This is a genomic window from Sphingobium ummariense RL-3 (assembly GCF_000447205.1).
GTDB classification, from domain to species: domain Bacteria; phylum Pseudomonadota; class Alphaproteobacteria; order Sphingomonadales; family Sphingomonadaceae; genus Sphingobium; species Sphingobium ummariense.
On record NZ_AUWY01000120.1, the window covers coordinates 139,631 to 155,971 of the forward strand.

Sequence of the window (16,341 nt, forward strand, 5' to 3'; positions counted from 1 at the left end):
CGGACCGGCCCCCCTTCGTGACCTCGTCAGAACTTGAAGTCGATGCGAGCGTAATAGTAGCCGCCCGCCGTGCTGTAGGGGCCATGACCATAGGGGCTGTCATAGGCACCAGAGCCGTTGATATAGGGCGACTGGCCGACGGGCACGGTCACGCCCGTCAGCAGCTTGGGCACCTCCGGCTTCTTGTTGAACAGGTTGTTCGCGCCCACCGAGAAGGTGACGGCGTCGGTGAAGTCGTAGCTTGCCTCGAGGTCGGTGATCGGGGCTGCCTTGACCACGCCGTTGAAGTAGAGCTGGTTCGCTCCGCCGGCGGCGTCCGGAATGAGGAAGCCGCCCTGCGGAACGACGATGTTCCCGCTGCTGTCCCGCGCGGTGAAGCCCGGCCGAACCAGCATGCTGGTCTTGCCATAATAGGTTTCGCGCAGGTTCAGCGAGAACGGGCCGCTCTTGAACAGGGCGCTCGCGACGATTTTGTAGTCCGGCGTCGAGTCCTCGATATTGCTTTCCGACGCCGCGTTGAACAGCGGATAGCCGACCTGATTGTTGGTGATCTTGGTCTTGTTGTAGTTCGCGTTGAGCGACAGGTTGAGCGTGCCGAAATCGAGCGCGACTGGGTAGCTGGCGGAGAAGTCGATGCCCCACGTCCGGGTGTCGATGCCGTTGGTGAAGCTCTGCACGCCCACGGTCTGCAGTGCGGTGTCGAGCACGATGCCCGCCGCCGCCAGTGCATCGAAAATCGCCGCCGCGCCGGGCTGGATCACGCCACCCTGGACCGCATTGCGCGATGCGGTCGCGGTGATGCGGTCCTTGATCTTGATGAGATAGGCATCGACCGTAATCGCGAGCTTCGGCACCGGCCGCAGCACGATGCCGCCCGAGAAGTTCTTCGACTTTTCCGGACCCAGGGGACCGAAGCCGAGCAGCTGCGCGGCCGGCGTGCCGGCGGGTAGCTGGGCAACGGCGCTGGTCGGGCCAACGTTGATCGTCGAATATTTCTGTTCGGCAAGCGTCGGGGCGCGGAAGCCGGTGCTGGCCGTGCCGCGGATCGCAAAGGCATCGCTGAAGTCGTAGCGTGTCGTGATCTTGCCGATCAGCGTGTCGCCGAAGTCCGAATAGTCCTCGTAGCGGCCCGCGATGTCAACGCTCCAGCCATCGACCGGCTCCGCGATGAAGTTCACGTAGCCAGCCTTGGAATTGCGGGTGTAGCGTCCGGCGTCGGTGGACTTGTAGCCGGGGAATGATTGCACGCCCGTCTTGTAGGTCGAGTAGAAATCACCCTCGACGATCTCGTACATGTCCTTGCGATATTCGCCGCCGAAGGCGAAGGTTAGAGGCCCGGCCATGCCGACGTCGAATTCCCTGCGGATGTCGGCGTTGATCGTCGTCTGGCTCAAGCGGAAGCCGCCGTCATAAGCCTTATCGGGCGTGTTGGGTACGCCGATGCCGGCGCGCGCTGCTGCATAGCTTTCCTGCCAGACTTCGCGATGGGCTGACCTTTCGGTCCAGATCTCGTTCTTCTGGTAGCCATAGGTGCCGCTGAGGTCGTAGTTCCAGTCGCTCCCGAACTCGCCTTTTGCGCCGATGGTGAAGCTGTATTCATCTTCGATCACATGCTGGAGCGGCACCATGCCCCACACGCCGGTATCGCTGTAACAGATCGAGGGATCGTAGGCCGCAGGAGTTACGCTGCCGCCGAGGTTGCCGGTTTCGTAGCAGATGCGCTTGGGATGGCGGTAGCCCTGCTTGGCCCAGCCTTCGCGGCGGGCATAATCGCCGAAGCTGTACAGTTCCACGCCACCGAAATCATAGCCCATATTGTAGAAGGCGACGTTGAGCCTCGATTTGGGCTGGCCGCCATTGATATTGGCCAGCGCATCGCCGGTAAGGTTGGACCATTGCGCCGGCGCGTTGGGCTGAAGCGTACCGTCGGGCTTCGTGACCTGGACCTGGCCCTTGCCTAGCGTGGTGTAGTCCTGGCGCCGATGGAACAGCGTCAGGTCGAAATAGCCATCCTCGCCCAGCTTGAAGCCGACATTGCCCGAAGCCGAGAAGAGTTCGCCCTGGCTGTTATAATATTGCCCTCCGGTGACCTTGAACGTGCCGCCGTCGGTCTGATCCTTCAGGATGAAGTTGATCACGCCGGCGATGGCGTCGGTGCCGTAGACGGCCGCAGCACCTTCCTGGAAAACCTCGACGCGCGAGATGGCGTCCGGCGGAATCAGGTCGATGCTGGGGGCGGCGGAACCGGAGAAGGCGCCGAGCACCTGGAGGATGCCGTTGCCGTGACGGCGCTTGCCATTGACCAGGACCAGCGTGTGGTTCGGGCTGAGGCCACGCAGGCGGGCCGACAGCGAGAAACTGGACATGTCGGTGCCCTGCGTCTGCGCCGTGAAGCTCGGTACTATCTGGGTCAGCACCTGGTTGAGGTTCGGCTGGCCGACGTGGCTGATGGCTTCTTCGCTCAGCACCTGGATCGGCGCGGCGCTTTCGGCGGCTGACATGCCCACGGCACGGGTGCCGGTGACGATGATGGCGGTGCCGTCATCGGCCTGCGGCGCCTGTTGCGGCTCTTGTGCGGCTGCACAGGCCGACCAAGACGATGCGAGGATGAGTGATAGGCGAAGTGCGGAAAATCTCGTCATTCATGCCCCCTGTTTTGCATTTTTTGACAAGGGGGCTAACGAGGTAAGTGCGGAAATCCGCTATTGCGGCGCACAAATTTTACAGAAAAGTGAATTGTGTCCGGTGACTTCCGGAAGGTTTGGCGAATACGCATCACGATGATTGTCAGGCCGTGATCGCATTGCTTTCATTATCTTTTGTGATGTGGCATGGCGGTTTTTCTACTGGCGCTCGTCTTTATCCCATTCAGCTCTTCACGGCGGCCTCGAGCAGGGCCTGGCCTTCCTTGCTGCTCCAGTCCATCGCGCCGACGATCCGAAGCATCTCCTTGCCCTGTGCGTCGTAGAGGACGGTCGTAGGCAGCTGCGCCGCGCCATAATGCTGGGCGAGACGGTTTTCCGGATCCACCCAGCCCTTCAGATGGGCGAGCTTCCTCTGCTTGAAGAAGGGGGCGATGACTTTCTGACCCTGGATATCCTGGGAGACGGTCAGCACGGCGAGGCCGCGCGCGCTGTATTCGGCGGCGACCTTGTCGAGCTCCGGCATCTCGGCGACGCAGGGCGCGCACCAGGTGGCCCAGAGATTGACGAGCACCGGCTTGCCCGCGAAGTCCTTCAGGCTCGCGTCGCCGCCGTCGGGATCCTGGAAGGCGATGTCCGGGGCGGGCGTGCCGGCCTTCGACCGGTCGATCGAATAGGCGAAGGCGCCGCCGCCGTTCTGTCCGCCGCTTTCGCTGGCGCCCTGCACCTCCTCGCTGCCCGGCGGAACCTGAGCCGCGGCGTTCGCCGCCGCTTGCTCCTTGGGCGGCGATTGCCTATCGCACGCGGCGAGGCCCGCCAGCAGGAGCAGTGTCATTACGGATCGCGAGGACATGAGCAAGGTTTCCAGCTCCAACAGCATGTGGGGCGGCCGTTTCGCGGGCGGCCCGGCTTCGGTCATGCGGGAGATAAATGCCTCGATCCCCTTCGACAAGCGATTGTGGAAGCAGGACATCGCCGGGTCCAAGGCGCATGTCGCGATGCTGGCGAAACAGGGCATCGTCGAGGGCGAGGACGCGCAGGCGATCACCGAGGGACTGAACCGCATCGCAGCCGAATATGAGGCCGACGGCGTGCCGGTGAACATGGATCTGGAAGACATCCACATGGTCACGGAATCGCGCCTGGCCGAACTGATCGGGCCGGCAGCCGGCCGGCTGCACACGGCGCGGTCGCGCAACGATCAGGTGGCGACCGATTTCCGCCTGTGGGTGCGCGATGCCATCGACGAGGTGCAAGCGGGGCTGGAAGCGCTGCAGGCGGCGCTGCTGGCGCGGGCGGAGGAACATGTCGGGGCGGTGATGCCGGGTTTCACCCATCTGCAATCCGCGCAGCCGGTGACGCTGGGGCATCACCTGATGGCCTATTTCGAGATGATCCGGCGCGATCGCAGCCGCTTCGCTGACGCACGGGCGCGGATGAACGAATGTCCGCTCGGCGCGGCGGCGCTGGCGGGGACGGGGTTTCCCATCGACCGGCACGCGACGGCGGCGGCGCTGGGCTTCGACCGGCCGACCGACAACAGCCTGGACAGCGTGTCGGACCGCGACTTCGCGCTCGACTATCTGATGGCGGCCACCCAGTGCAGCCTGCACCTGTCGCGCCTGGCCGAGGAGTTCATCATCTGGGCGAGCCAACCCTTCGGCTTCGTCAAGCTGCCCGACGCCTATTCGACCGGCAGCTCGATCATGCCGCAGAAGCGCAATCCCGACGCGGCCGAGCTGGTGCGGGGCCATGCCGGGCGCATCATGGGCTGCATGACCGCGCTGTGCGTGACGATGAAGGGGCTGCCACTGGCCTATTCCAAGGACATGCAGGACGATAAGCCGCCGGTGTTCGAGGCGCATGACCTGCTGGGCCTTTCCATCGCGGCGATGACCGGCATGATCGGCACCGTGACGTTCCGCACCGACCGGATGCGCGCTCTGGCGGAGAGCGGCTTCGCGACCGCCACCGACCTGGCGGACTGGCTGGTGCGCGAGGCGAACGTGCCGTTCCGCGAGGCGCATCACATCACCGGGCGCGCCGTGGCGGCGGCGGAGGCGGCGGGAACGCCGCTCGCCGAACTGTCGATCGAGACGTTGAAGGCCATTGACCCGCGCATCGACGATCGCATCTATGCCGTGCTGACGGTCGATGCGTCGGTCGCCAGCCGCAGGAGCCATGGCGGCACCGCGCCGGACCAGGTTCGCGCCCGCATCGCGCAGGCGCGGGAGGAGATGAGCCGATGACCCGAACGATCGCCAAGGGCGCTCTGCTGGCCGCGCTGCTGCTGGGCGTGGCGGCCTGCGGTGGCCGCCAGCCGCTGCGGCCGCTGAAGGACCAGAAGCTGCCGGCCGTGCCGATCGGCGCCGCAACCGCGCCCACGGCGCAGGACCTGACCACCGCGCCCAGCCAGGCGCGGCCGGAACGCAATGTGGAACTGCTGACCCAGTCGCGCCAGCGCGACGCCGATCCGTTCGACCTGCCGCCGCCCAGCAACCCCGACGAGAACCCTTAAGGACCGCCAGTTGGACCATTTCGACTATGTGGACGGCGCCATGCATGTGGAGCAGGTGCCGATGGAGGCCATCGCCGCCGCGGTGGGCACGCCCGTCTATGTCTATTCGACCGCGACCCTGAGCCGCCATGTAGGGGTGTTCCGCGAGGCGCTGTCGGCGCTGGAGAACCCGCTGATCGCCTTCGCGGTCAAGGCCAACCCGAATGCGGCGGTGCTCGCCACGCTGGGAAGGCTGGGCCTGGGCGCGGACGTGGTGTCGGGTGGCGAGCTGCTGCGCGCCATTGCGGCGGGCATCCCGGCCGATCGCATCGTCTTTTCCGGCGTCGGCAAGACCGCCGAGGAGATGCGCGTCGCGCTGGAGAAGGGCATCTACCAGTTCAATCTGGAGAGCGAGCCGGAGGCAGAGATGCTGTCGGAGGTGGCGTTGTCCATGGGTCGGCGCGCACCGGTCGCCTATCGCATCAACCCGGACGTGGACGCGGGCACCCATGCCAAGATTTCCACCGGTAAGTCCGAGAACAAGTTCGGCATCCCCTATGACCGCGCGTTGGAGAGCTATGCCGCCGCGCGCGACCTGCCCGGCCTGGACGTGCAGGGGGTGGCCGTTCATATCGGCAGCCAGCTGACCGACCTCGCCCCGCTGGAGGCAGCCTTCGTCAAGGTCGGCGCGCTGATCGAGGCGCTGCGTGGCGCGGGACATGCGATCCGCACCGCCGACTTGGGCGGTGGCCTGGGCGTGCCCTATGATCCGGCGCAGCCGATGCCGCCAAGCCCTGCCGACTATGGCGCGATGGTGACCCGCGTGACGCAGGGCTGGGACGTCCGCCTGATGTTCGAGCCGGGGCGCGTGATCGTGGGCAATGCCGGCGCGCTGCTGTCGCGCGTGGTGCGGGTGAAGCAGGGCGCGCAGGCGCCGTTCGTCATCGTCGATGCGGCGATGAACGACCTGCTGCGTCCCAGCCTCTACGACGCCTGGCACGACATTCGCGCCGTGCGGCCAGCGGGCGACAAGGCAAAGGCCAATGTCGTGGGGCCGGTGTGCGAGACCGGCGACACCTTCGCGATGGGCCGGGACATGGATGTGGTGCAGGCCGACGACCTGGTCGCCTTCATGACCGCCGGGGCCTATGGCGCGACCATGGCGAGCACCTACAACAGCCGGGCGCTGACGCCCGAGGTACTCGTGTCGGGCGACAAGTGGGCGGTGGTGCGCGCGCGGCCGCCGATCGAAGCGCTGATCGCGGGCGATTCCATTCCGGACTGGGTCGCGGACTGATGCACAGCCTGCCCGTCTTCCTGCGGTTGACGGGGCGCCCCGTGATCCTGGTGGGCGACGGCGAGGCGGCGGACGCCAAGAGGCGGCTGCTGGAACGTGCGGGCGCGCAGGTGGTGGGCGAGGAGGCGCCGGCCGCGATCGCCATCGTTGTCGATGACGAGGAAGCGGTGGCCAGGCTGCGCGCGCGCGGCGTGCTGGTGAACGCGACCGACCGGCCGGACCTGTGCGATTTCACCCTGCCTGCGATCGTGGATCGCAATCCGGTGCTGGTCGCCATCGGCACGGGCGGCGCCTCCGCCGGCCTTGCCAAGGCTCTGCGGCAGCGGATCGAGGCTGTGCTGCCCGAGGGATTGGGAAGGCTGGCGCTGGCTTTGAAGGGGGCGCGGCAGGCGATGCGCGCGCGCTGGCCCGACGCGGCCGGACGGCGGCGGGCAATCGACGCCGCTTTGGCGGAAGGCGGGCTGCTCGACCCGTTGCGCGAGGGCGCGGCGGAGGCGGTCGAGGGCTGGCTTGCGGGCGGGGACGCTGCGGTCGGGACGGGGCTGGTCACCATCCGGCTTCTGTCCGATGATCCCGACGACCTTACGCTGCGCGCGGCGCGGCTGCTGGGGCAGGCGGACCGGGTCTATCACTGGCCCGGGGTGTCGGCGGCGATCCTGGACCGGGCGCGCGCGGACGCGATGCGGATCAGCGCGGAGGCACCGCCGGAAGAGAGTGGCGAGGGGCTTTGGCTGTGGCTGGAGCGGTCTGACGCTCAGCCCTGAGCGGCGTTCAGCCGTTCGATTTCATCATGCAGCGCCTGGATCGAGGAGACCAGGCGCGCGCGGTCCGCCTGCAGCGCCTCCAGCGCGTCGCGGGTCTCGCCCAACTCCACCGCGCGGCGGGCGATGCGCGCATCGAGTTCGGCATTGTGGCGACTGAGCGCGCCCAGCTTTTCCGCACGGGCATGGACATGGCGCAGCCGCGCGTCGAGCAGGTCGAAGTCGATCGGCTTCAGGACATGGTCGTCGGCGCCGGCATCCAGCGCCTCGACCGCCCACTGGCTGTCGAGCCGGCCCGCGATCATCACGAAACAGGCGTTGCCTGCAAGACCCGCGGCCCGGATCTTCTGCATCGTCGTGATCGGCGGGAGCAGGGTTAGGCCCCGGTCGATCAGGATGATGTCGACGGGCCGTGTCACCAGCAGCGCCAGCGGCGCGAAGCCGTTTTCCGCCACCGCGACATCGTAATTCATATGCGACAGGCGGCGCGCCAGCACCGCGCGCGCGGTCGGATCCTCATCGACGATCAGGACACGCAGCCGCCGCTGCGGCGCGCGGAATGCGGCCTGCTCGTCGGTGTCGCGGTTGCGCTTGAAGAATTGCATGGGCGGTCCTCCTGCCGTCCGCGACCCTAGAAAAGCATGGCAAAGAAAAGGTTAATGCCCGGCCGAGCGATTAACGGATTTAATGGGTTCCGCCCTGTCCGCTGCATAGCCTGTTCCTGACAATGCAATGGAGGAGACCAACATGCAGGAAGACATCACCCAGCTTTCGATCGAGGACATCGTGGATTTCGGCGAGACGGCTGGCCTGTTCGGGCTGGGCGTGGGCGACGCGCTGGAGATCGGCCTGATGGACGTCGTGATCGCGGTCATCAGCCGTCCGTGACCCTGGAGGCTTGGGCGCCGCTGTCGCAAGGGCGGAGGCGGTCGGCCTGATCCGGCCGTTTCTGCAGGACATCGGCTGGCTGACGGAGTTGCTGGAAGAAAGATGCCGGGCGATGGCGGCCGATCCGCTCCACCTGCGGCCCTTTCGCGCCACGCGCAGCGGCAGCGTGAGGCACCTGGTGCTTGCGCGGACCGAGAGGGTGTGGATGACGGCGACGGTCATCGACGCCGCGCCGCCTTCAGAAGCGAACGGGCGCGTGCAGTTTTCGGGGAGGAGCGCACGGGCGCGCCGGTGCCCGTGCTGGCGCGCGAATATGTCGCGCCTTCGGGCGGAGCTGGACCGTGGCTTCGACTGGCCGAGGCCGCGGACGGTGAAGGGCAGGGGCTATGCCCTTTGCGCGTCGCCTCCAGGCTCATGGCCGGCGGGAGCCGGGGCGCCTCCCGGTCCGTAAGCGCGCATGAAGACGTCCAGCGCCACCGAGGCATCCTTCATGATCATTTCCGGCGTCGCCTTATCGATCTGCCCGAAGACAAGCTTCTGGTGGCAGCCCGACATGCACAGCACCGTCAGGATACGCGACGCTTCCTCGGCGTCCGCCCGGCGTAGCTGGCCACGATCCATCGCCCCTTTCAGGAAGGTGGCGATCAACTGGCGCGTATGGCGCGGGGCATGCTTGTAGAATATCCGGCCCATCTCCGGGAAGCGGCTTGCTTCGGAGATTACCAGCCGGTGCAGCGCGATCGCCTGGGGCGAGGTGAGCTTCTCCATCAGGCTGATGCACGCGCGACGAAGAGTAGGAACCAGTTCGCCGCACGGGTCGAGGATTTCGGAGAGCCGCGCGCGATAGGCGGTCGTCGCCTGGTCCAGTACGGCCGAGAACAGCTCCTCCTTCGACGGGAAGTAGCTCCAGAGCGTGCCCTTCGATCCGCCGAGCGCCGCGGCGATCCCGGACATGGTGGTGCCGGCATAGCCATGTTCGAGGAAGTAGCCGGCGGCCACGTCCAATATGGCTTCGCGCCGATCGCGGCGCTTCGCCTCGCGGCGGCTGAGGATGGGGCAGTCGGACGTCATTTGAAATCGTACTCTACAGTACGCTAAATTGGTTGACAAGGCCATGCGAGCGGGGCATGGCACATTCCCATACCAAATAGTACGGTTTTCTATCTCCATGAGTCGCACCGCTTTTTCCGCACGAAAGCTGATGATGGTGGCCGCCCTGCTGCTGTCGGGCTGCGCCGTGCCTGATCTGGGGCCACGCCCCGAACCCCGTACGGCCGCCTCCGTCGAATCGCGCCAGAGCCTGGCCGCAGATGCCACCGACTGGCCCGCCGAGGACTGGTGGTCGGTCTATGGCGATACGCAGCTTTCCACCCTGATGGAGGAGGGGATCCGCAACGCGCCGGACATGGCCGCCGCCGCTGCGCGGTTCAGTCAGGCGGCCGCCGCGGCGCGCCAGGCGGGCGCCGCGCTGGCGCCTACGGTCGATCTCAACGCTTCGGCCGGGGGAACCAAGCAAAGCTACAATATGGGCATGCCCAAGGAGTTCGTGCCGAAGGGGATATTGGGCACCGGCAACATCGCGCTCGATTTCGGCTTCGATCTTGACCTGTGGGGCAGGAACCGCGCCGCGCTGGCCGCCGCCACGTCGCAGGCGCGGGCCGCGGAGATCGACCAGCGGCAGGCGCGGCTGGTCCTGACCACCGGCATCGCCGACGCCTATGCCGACCTTGCCCGCCTGTTCGACGAGCGCGACATCCGGCAGCGCGCGCTGGACATCCGCCTGTCCAGCCAGAAGCTGGTGTCGGATCGGCAGAAGAACGGGCTGGAGACCCGGGGCAACCTGCGCCAGTCCGATGCGACCGTGGCGTCCGCCCGCGCACAGCTGTCGGCCATCGACCAGCAGATTGCGCTGCGCCGGCACCAGATCGCGGCGCTGATCGGCGCCGGCCCGGATCGGGGCCTGTCTATCGCGCGGCCGCAGGTCGGCGCGCTGCGCCCGCTGGGCCTGCCCGCCGATGTCACGACAAATCTTGTGGTCCGCCGGCCTGATGTCGCTGCTGCGCTGGCCCGCACCGAGGCTGCCGCAAAGCGTATCGACGTGGCGCGGGCGGACTTCTTCCCGGCCATCCGCCTCAGCGCACTGGTGGGGGTGCAGTCGCTGGGCTACGAGACGTTGTTCAACGGCGCAGGCATCTCCGGCAGCTCCACTCCCTTCGTGAACAACCTGTTCGAAAAGGACTCGCTATACGGCAATGCCGGGCCTGCGATCAGCCTGCCAATCTTTCACGGCGGTGCGATCAAGGCGCAGTATCGCAACGCCCGCGCGCAATATGACGAGGCGGTGGCAACCTATGACAAGGCCGTGCTCGGCGCCTATCAGGAGGTGGCGGATGCCGTCACGTCGCGCCGCATGATCGACCAGCGGCTGGTGGACGCCCGCGCCGCGGTCACCGCTTCGGAGGATGCCTATGCCATAGCGCGCAAGCGCTACGAAGGCGGCCTTTCCACCTATCTCGATGTCCTGAACGTGGAAAACCAGCTGCTTGATACGCGCCAGACGGTCGCGGATCTGGAAGCCAGCGCATTTTCCACCGACATTGCCCTCATTCGCGCGCTGGGCGGCGGCTTCGCCGCCGGCGCCTTGCCCAAGGATCAACCCCATGGCTGATGCCGCCCCCGAATTCACCGCCGATGCCGGCCAGACCGACGAGAAGGCCAGCCGCATGGCGACGCGCCGGACCTGGCTGCTGCGCCTGGCGGCCGCGATCGCGATCGTCGGTCTGATCTATGCCGCCTGGTACTTTCTGGTCGGGCGCAACCATGTCAGCACCGACAACGCCTATGTGAACGCCGAAATGGCGCAGGTGACGCCGCTGATTTCCGCCCAGGTGACGCAGGTGCTGGTCAGCGACACCCAGACGGTGAAGCGGGGCGACGTGCTCGTGCGTCTCGACCCCACCGATGCCCGCATCGCCGTGGCCCAGGCGGAGGCGGACCTGGCCGAGGCACGGCGGCGCTTCCGTCAGACTTCGGCGACCAGCAGCTCGCTCGCGGCGCAGGTGACGGCGCGGGGTTCCGACATCGCGCAGGCACGCGCACAGCTCGCCACCGCCCAGGCCGATTACGAGAAGGCGCGCATCGACCTGCAGCGTCGCGAGGCGCTGGCGCCCGATGGCGCCGTGTCGGGCGAGGAACTGACCAGTGCGCGCAACACCTTTGCATCGGCCAAGGCGGCGCTCGACCTTGCCCGAGCCGCGGTGGCGCAGGCCCAGGCCACGCGCGGCGCGGCTGAAGGGCAGCTGGAGGCCAATGATGCACTGGTGCGCGGATCGACCGAGGATACCGACCCGGCGGTGATGGCGGCCAAGGCGCGGCTCGACAATGCGAGGCTGGGCCTGGTCCGCACCGTCATCCGCGCACCGATCGACGGCGTGGTGACCCGGCGCCAGGTCCAGGTGGGGCAGCGCGTCGGCCAGGGTTCGCCGATCATGAGCATCGTTCCGCTGTCGCAGGTCTATGTCGACGCCAACTTCAAGGAACGCCAGCTTCGCCGCGTGAAGGTGGGCATGCCCGCCACCGTCGTGGCGGACATCTATGGCGGCGGCGTGGTGTATCATGGCAAGGTCGTCGGCTTTTCCGGCGGCACCGGTTCCTCGCTGTCGCTGATTCCGGCGCAGAACGCGACCGGCAACTGGATCAAGGTGGTGCAGCGCCTGCCGGTGCGGATCGCGCTCGACCCCAGGGAACTGGCGGAACATCCCTTGCGCGTGGGCCTGTCGACCGAGGTCGAGATCGACCTTTCGGGTAATTGAGGCCTCCCGTGGCAGACATCCCGTCCTGGGAGAGGCTTTCGCCCCGGCAGCGCACGCTCGCCGGACTGACGCTGGCCCTCGCCAACTTCATCGTCGTCCTAGACCTGACGATCGCCAATGTGTCGGTGCCGCATATCGCCGGCAATCTGGGCATCTCGCCCGATCAGGGCACATGGGTGATCACGTCCTATGCCGTGGCGGAGGCGATCTGCGTGCCGCTGACGGGCTGGCTGGCGCAGCGCTTCGGTGCGCTTCGGCTGTTCGCGTTCGGCATGGCGGGCTTCGGGCTTTTCTCGCTGCTCTGCGGCCTGTCCACGACGCTGGGCATGATCGTGGTATGCCGCATCGGCCAGGGGCTGTGCGGCGGGCCGCTGATGCCGATGTCCCAGACCCTGCTGCTGCGCGTCTTCCCGCCGGATCAACGCGGGCGGGCGATGGGCATGTGGGCGATGACGACGCTGCTGGGCCCCGCCATCGGACCGATCGTCGGCGGCTACATCAGCGATAATTGGAGCTGGCACTGGATTTTCTTCATCAACGTCCCGATCACGGTGGTCTGCGTCCTGGCGGCCTTTGCCCTGCTGCGGCCGGTGGATACCGAAACCAGCAGGCAGCCCATCGACCGGGTCGGCCTGGCGCTGCTGATCTTCTGGATCGGCTCCCTTCAGATCATGCTGGACATCGGGCGCGACCATGACTGGTTCGGCGATCCGCTGATCGTGATGCTCGCGGTCTTCGCGGGGATCGGCTTCTGCGTGTTCCTGATCTGGGAAGCGACGCAGGATCATCCGATCGTCGACCTGCGCGTATTCCGCCATTCCGGCTTCTCGTTCGGCGTGTTCGCGCTCTCGCTGTGTTTCGGCGCTTACTTCGCCAGCATCGTAGCCATCCCGCAATGGCTGCAGATATCCATGGGCTATACCGCCACGGACGCCGGGATCGTCACCGCCTTTACCGCGATGACCGCGCTCACCACCTCCCCGATCGCCGCCCGGCTGCTGGGGAAGGTCGATTCGCGGGTGATGGTGGCGTGCGCCATCCTGTGGCTGGCCTGCATGTCGGTGCTCCGCGCTCACTGGAACACGTCGGCCGACTTCTGGACGCTTGCCCTGCCGCAGATATTGCAGGGTTTCGCCATGCCCTTCTTCTTCATTCCAATGACGACGCTGACGCTGGGCGCGGTCGAGCCGCAAGAAACGGCATCCGCCGCGGGCCTCCAAAATTTCCTGCGGACGATGGGGTCGGCAGTCGCGACGTCGCTGGTGCTGACCGGCTGGGGCGACGCGCAACGGGTGTCGCACAGCGAACTGGCGGGGGCGATCCAGCCCGAGCAGGCGCAGGCGCTGTTGTCCGGCGCCGGATTCTCCTCCGAACAGATTCGTCAGACCATCGACAATCTGGTGAACCAGCAGGCCGCCGTCGTCGGGTTGAACTATATCTTCCTGATCACGGCCCTGGTGCTGGTGGCGAGCGCGACCCTGGTCATCCTGTCTCCCCGCCCCAAGCCGCCCGGTCAGGTCGACACGTCCGCCGCGCACTGACCGTCAGGATCGGTCCCGCTGCAGCGTTTCAAGGTCGGCGGGACGGTTGATATTGGGTAGCACCATGTCGGGCAGGGTGATGGTGCGCGCACCCGCCCGGCTGACCCATGCGCGGATCGACCGGTCCTCCGTCGCGGCGAGATGCGCGTCCAGCGCGTCAGAGAAGCCAACGGGCCAGCAGCCGGCGAGCGGCTGTCCCTGGAGCACGGCCGGCGCGTTGTCGATCAGCGCCGCCGCGAGCCGGGCGGGAAACACCGGCATATCGCAGCCGGTCGTCAGCACCGCGTCGAAGCCTCGTTCCCGCGCATGATGCAGCGCTGCTGCCAGCCCCCCGAGCGGCCCCAGATCGGGCGCCGGCCGGTCGGCCAAGGACAGCAGCCCCTCGACCGCCCGCCCGCACACCGCCACCGCTTCGACATGCGGCGCCAGCGCGGCGACGGCATGGTCCAGCAGGCTGCGCCCGTCCGCCATCAGCGCCCGCGCCTTGTCGCTCCCGAAGCGGCTGGATCGCCCGCCTGCCAGCACCGCGCCGAGCAGCCTCATCGCGCGTCCCCGGTCAGGATCGCGGCATAGGCGGCGGGATCGACATTGGCACCGGACACGACCACGACCGTCGCTCCCTCGGTTTCTGGCGCTAGACCCGCCAGCACGGCCGCCAGCGCCACCGCTCCGCCGGGCTCCACCACCAGCTTCAGCGCGGAGAAGGCGAAGCGCATCGCCTCCTTCACCTGTTCGTCGGTCACGGTGAGGCCACCCGACAGCAGCGCCCGGTTGATCGGGAAGGTAAGCGCGCCCGGCATCGGCGACAGCAGCGCATCGCAGATCGATCGAGCATCCGACGGCACGCTTTCCCGCACGCCGCTGCGCAGCGACCGCGCGGTGTCGTCGAAGGCGGTGGGTTCCACCGCATAGACGTCGATATCCGGCTGCCCGGCCTTCGCCGCCGTGGCGATGCCGGCGACGAGGCCGCCTCCGCCGCAGCAGACCAGGATCTGGCCCACCCGCGCGCCGGCCGCTTGCGCCTGTTCCAGGATCTCCAGCCCTGCCGTGCCCTGGCCGGCTATGATATATGGGTCGTCGAAGGAAGGTACCAGTGTCGCTCCGCGTGCCTGCGCCAATGCGGTGGCGATTTCCTCGCGGCTCTGGGTGAAGCGGTCATAGGGCACGACCTCCGCACCCAGCGCGCGGGTGTTCGCGGTCTTGATGGCGGGCGCGTCGGACGGCATCACGATCGTCGCGGGAATGCCCAGCATCCGCGCCGCGAAGGCGACGCCCTGGGCATGGTTGCCGGACGACCAGGCGACCACGCCCGCCGCTCGTTCGCGGGCATCCAGCCGGGCGAGCCGGTTGTAGGCACCGCGAAACTTGAATGACCCGCAATGCTGTGCGCCTTCGAATTTCACCAGCACGTGCCGTCCGCAGCGCTCGTTCAGCGCGGCATTCTCCACCAGCGGCGTGCGCACCGCCACCGGGGCGAGCAGCCGGGCGGCATCGGCGACATCGGCGGCGGAGATGGCGAGCGAATCGGACATGCGGCTTTCCCTTGTTGCTGCATCCGTCAGTAAGGGGGCAGCGGCGGTCCGCAACAGCCGGGGAGGGGGCATTGGCATCGCGCCGGGGCGGGCTATATCCGGCGGATGGCGACACAAGCGATCGATCCCGCGGGCGAGCGGCCCTTCACCCAGCTGACCCCCGATGGAGATGCGGCGCCGATCAGGCGCATGCTGGCGGAGGAGGTGCCCGTCGCCATCGAGTTCGACGGGGTCGGCTATGCCGTGCTGATGGCAACGCCGCAGCATGTCGAAGAGCTGGTGCAAGGCTTTGCGCTGTCCGAGCGGCTTGTCGAGCCCCAGGACGCGCCTTTCGATGTCGATGTCCATATCGCGCCGCAGGGGCTGGTCGCGCGCGCGACCCTGCCCGCCGGGCGGGCGGAAAGGCTGCTGGCGCGGGTCCGGCACCGGGCGACCGATTCCTCCTGCGGGCTTTGCGGCATAGAGAATCTCGAGCAGGCGCTGCGCCCTCTGCCCCAGGTCGAGGCACGCAGTTGCGCGGACCGCGTCGCGATCTTCCGCGCGCTAGCGGGTCTGGAGGCGCAGCAGCCGCTCAACCGCGCGACCGGCGCTGCCCATGCCGCCGCCTGGGCCGATGCCACGGGTACGATCCGGCTGGTGCGGGAGGATGTCGGGCGCCACAACGCCTTTGACAAGCTGGTGGGCTCCATGCGCCGGACGGATGCGGATTGGGACGGCGGCTTTGCGCTGCTGTCCTCGCGCTGTTCCTACGAACTGGTCGAGAAGGCGGTGCTGAGTGGATGTCCGTTGCTGGTCACCATCTCCGCCCCCACCAGTCTTGCCGTTGAGCGCGCCGCCGTCGCCGGCTTGCCGTTGGTAGTGCTGGCGCGGGGTGATGCGGTGCTGGCGAGCCCGGGGGCGGCGACTGGATAGCGGATGACATTCGAAGACCAGCCGATACGGACGACACGGCCTTCCGGCGCGGTGATCCCAAGCGTTGGCATCCGGCTTGGCAACGCCGCGTCATTCCCCTATGGGCCACCGCATAGCGCGCCGGTGCCCTTTATGGGCTGAAAACGGGAATGCGGTGCGGGCCTTGCAAGGCCCCATTCCGCGGCTGTCCCTGCAACTGTGAGCGGTGAGTGCGATGTGCCGTGGTCCGCAAGGACCGGCCACTGGGCGAGGCCCGGGAAGGCTGGCGCATCGTGCCCTGACCCGCGAGCCAGGAGACCTGCCGGAGCGTGTCGCTCTTGCCCACGCGTCCAGGGGATGGCCGGGGCACGGTGTCTTTCCGTCTGAGCGACGACCGAGCGGCATGGGGCCGCACGGCGCGCGGAACGGACGGTGGCGTCCCGTCGGTCCCGCATGCCGGCCGCTCAGGCGGTGCCCCGC

At 67.5% G+C, this 16,341-nt stretch carries 15 protein-coding genes and 1 riboswitch; of the genes, 9 read left to right on the forward strand and 6 right to left on the reverse strand.

Annotated elements, in window-relative coordinates; all coding sequences use genetic code 11:
- Window positions 1-26: 26 nt before the first annotated feature.
- Window positions 27-2,642: a TonB-dependent receptor plug domain-containing protein gene (locus tag M529_RS43425; protein WP_021319492.1), complete on the reverse strand. Its 2,616-nt coding sequence runs from the start codon at window positions 2,640-2,642 to the stop codon at window positions 27-29.
- A gap of 226 nt (window positions 2,643-2,868) precedes the next feature.
- Window positions 2,869-3,477: a TlpA family protein disulfide reductase gene (locus M529_RS43430; protein ID WP_031295441.1), complete on the reverse strand. Its 609-nt coding sequence runs from the start codon at window positions 3,475-3,477 to the stop codon at window positions 2,869-2,871.
- A gap of 43 nt (window positions 3,478-3,520) precedes the next feature.
- Between M529_RS43430 and argH the strand changes: the two genes are divergently transcribed.
- The 4 genes from argH to M529_RS43450 are packed head-to-tail and all read left to right on the forward strand — an operon-like array spanning window position 3,521 to window position 7,200.
- On the forward strand, window positions 3,521-4,891 hold the full coding sequence (gene argH, locus M529_RS43435) for an argininosuccinate lyase (RefSeq protein ID WP_021319494.1): 1,371 nt from the start codon (window positions 3,521-3,523) through the stop codon (window positions 4,889-4,891).
- Complete coding sequence (locus M529_RS43440; protein WP_021319495.1) at window positions 4,888-5,160, forward strand: hypothetical protein; 273 nt, start codon at window positions 4,888-4,890, stop codon at window positions 5,158-5,160. Before argH ends, M529_RS43440 begins: the two co-directional genes overlap by 4 nt.
- 10 nt (window positions 5,161-5,170) lie before the next feature.
- Window positions 5,171-6,436 carry a diaminopimelate decarboxylase gene (lysA, locus tag M529_RS43445; protein ID WP_021319496.1) on the forward strand — a complete coding sequence of 422 codons (1,266 nt, stop codon included), beginning with the start codon at window positions 5,171-5,173 and terminating at the stop codon, window positions 6,434-6,436.
- Complete coding sequence (locus M529_RS43450; RefSeq protein ID WP_021319497.1) at window positions 6,436-7,200, forward strand: precorrin-2 dehydrogenase/sirohydrochlorin ferrochelatase family protein; 765 nt, start codon at window positions 6,436-6,438, stop codon at window positions 7,198-7,200. The genes lysA and M529_RS43450 overlap by 1 nt, the downstream gene beginning before the upstream one ends.
- Here M529_RS43450 and M529_RS43455 read toward each other — a convergent pair.
- A complete protein-coding gene (locus M529_RS43455; RefSeq protein WP_021319498.1) occupies window positions 7,191-7,802 on the reverse strand; it encodes a response regulator in 612 nt (203 codons plus the stop codon). The genes M529_RS43450 and M529_RS43455 overlap by 10 nt on opposite strands.
- A gap of 142 nt (window positions 7,803-7,944) precedes the next feature.
- Here M529_RS43455 and M529_RS50020 point away from each other — a divergent pair, with 142 nt between their 5' ends.
- Window positions 7,945-8,085, forward strand: a complete 141-nt coding sequence (locus tag M529_RS50020; RefSeq protein WP_162832908.1) for a hypothetical protein — start codon at window positions 7,945-7,947, stop codon at window positions 8,083-8,085.
- Between the two features lie 384 nt (window positions 8,086-8,469).
- Here M529_RS50020 and M529_RS43460 read toward each other — a convergent pair whose 3' ends face one another.
- Window positions 8,470-9,156 (reverse strand): TetR/AcrR family transcriptional regulator, encoded by a 687-nt coding sequence (locus tag M529_RS43460; protein WP_021319500.1) that lies wholly within the window; start codon window positions 9,154-9,156, stop codon window positions 8,470-8,472.
- 97 nt (window positions 9,157-9,253) lie between these two features.
- Between M529_RS43460 and M529_RS43465 the strand changes: the two genes are divergently transcribed.
- Genes M529_RS43465 through M529_RS43475 form a run of 3 tightly spaced genes read left to right on the forward strand, consistent with a single transcriptional unit; the run spans window position 9,254 to window position 13,438 of the window.
- Window positions 9,254-10,753 carry an efflux transporter outer membrane subunit gene (locus tag M529_RS43465; RefSeq protein ID WP_236617725.1) on the forward strand — a complete coding sequence of 500 codons (1,500 nt, stop codon included), beginning with the start codon at window positions 9,254-9,256 and terminating at the stop codon, window positions 10,751-10,753.
- On the forward strand, window positions 10,746-11,897 hold the full coding sequence (locus M529_RS43470) for an EmrA/EmrK family multidrug efflux transporter periplasmic adaptor subunit (protein ID WP_021319502.1): 1,152 nt from the start codon (window positions 10,746-10,748) through the stop codon (window positions 11,895-11,897). Before M529_RS43465 ends, M529_RS43470 begins: the two co-directional genes overlap by 8 nt.
- Before the next feature lie 8 nt (window positions 11,898-11,905).
- Window positions 11,906-13,438 (forward strand): DHA2 family efflux MFS transporter permease subunit, encoded by a 1,533-nt coding sequence (locus M529_RS43475; protein ID WP_021319503.1) that lies wholly within the window; start codon window positions 11,906-11,908, stop codon window positions 13,436-13,438.
- 3 nt (window positions 13,439-13,441) lie between these two features.
- On the opposite strand, the gene mobA is transcribed toward M529_RS43475, so the two are convergent.
- Window positions 13,442-13,981, reverse strand: a complete 540-nt coding sequence (gene mobA, locus M529_RS43480) for a molybdenum cofactor guanylyltransferase (RefSeq protein WP_021319504.1) — start codon at window positions 13,979-13,981, stop codon at window positions 13,442-13,444.
- Complete coding sequence (locus tag M529_RS43485; RefSeq protein WP_021319505.1) at window positions 13,978-14,970, reverse strand: threonine ammonia-lyase; 993 nt, start codon at window positions 14,968-14,970, stop codon at window positions 13,978-13,980. The genes mobA and M529_RS43485 overlap by 4 nt, the downstream gene beginning before the upstream one ends.
- A gap of 105 nt (window positions 14,971-15,075) precedes the next feature.
- Between M529_RS43485 and fdhD the strand changes: the two genes are divergently transcribed.
- Window positions 15,076-15,882, forward strand: coding sequence for a formate dehydrogenase accessory sulfurtransferase FdhD (fdhD, locus tag M529_RS43490; protein ID WP_021319506.1), 807 nt, complete (start codon window positions 15,076-15,078; stop codon window positions 15,880-15,882).
- A 104-nt stretch (window positions 15,883-15,986) separates the two neighbouring features.
- A riboswitch (cobalamin riboswitch) is annotated at window positions 15,987-16,202 on the forward strand.
- Window positions 16,203-16,341 lie beyond the last annotated feature (139 nt).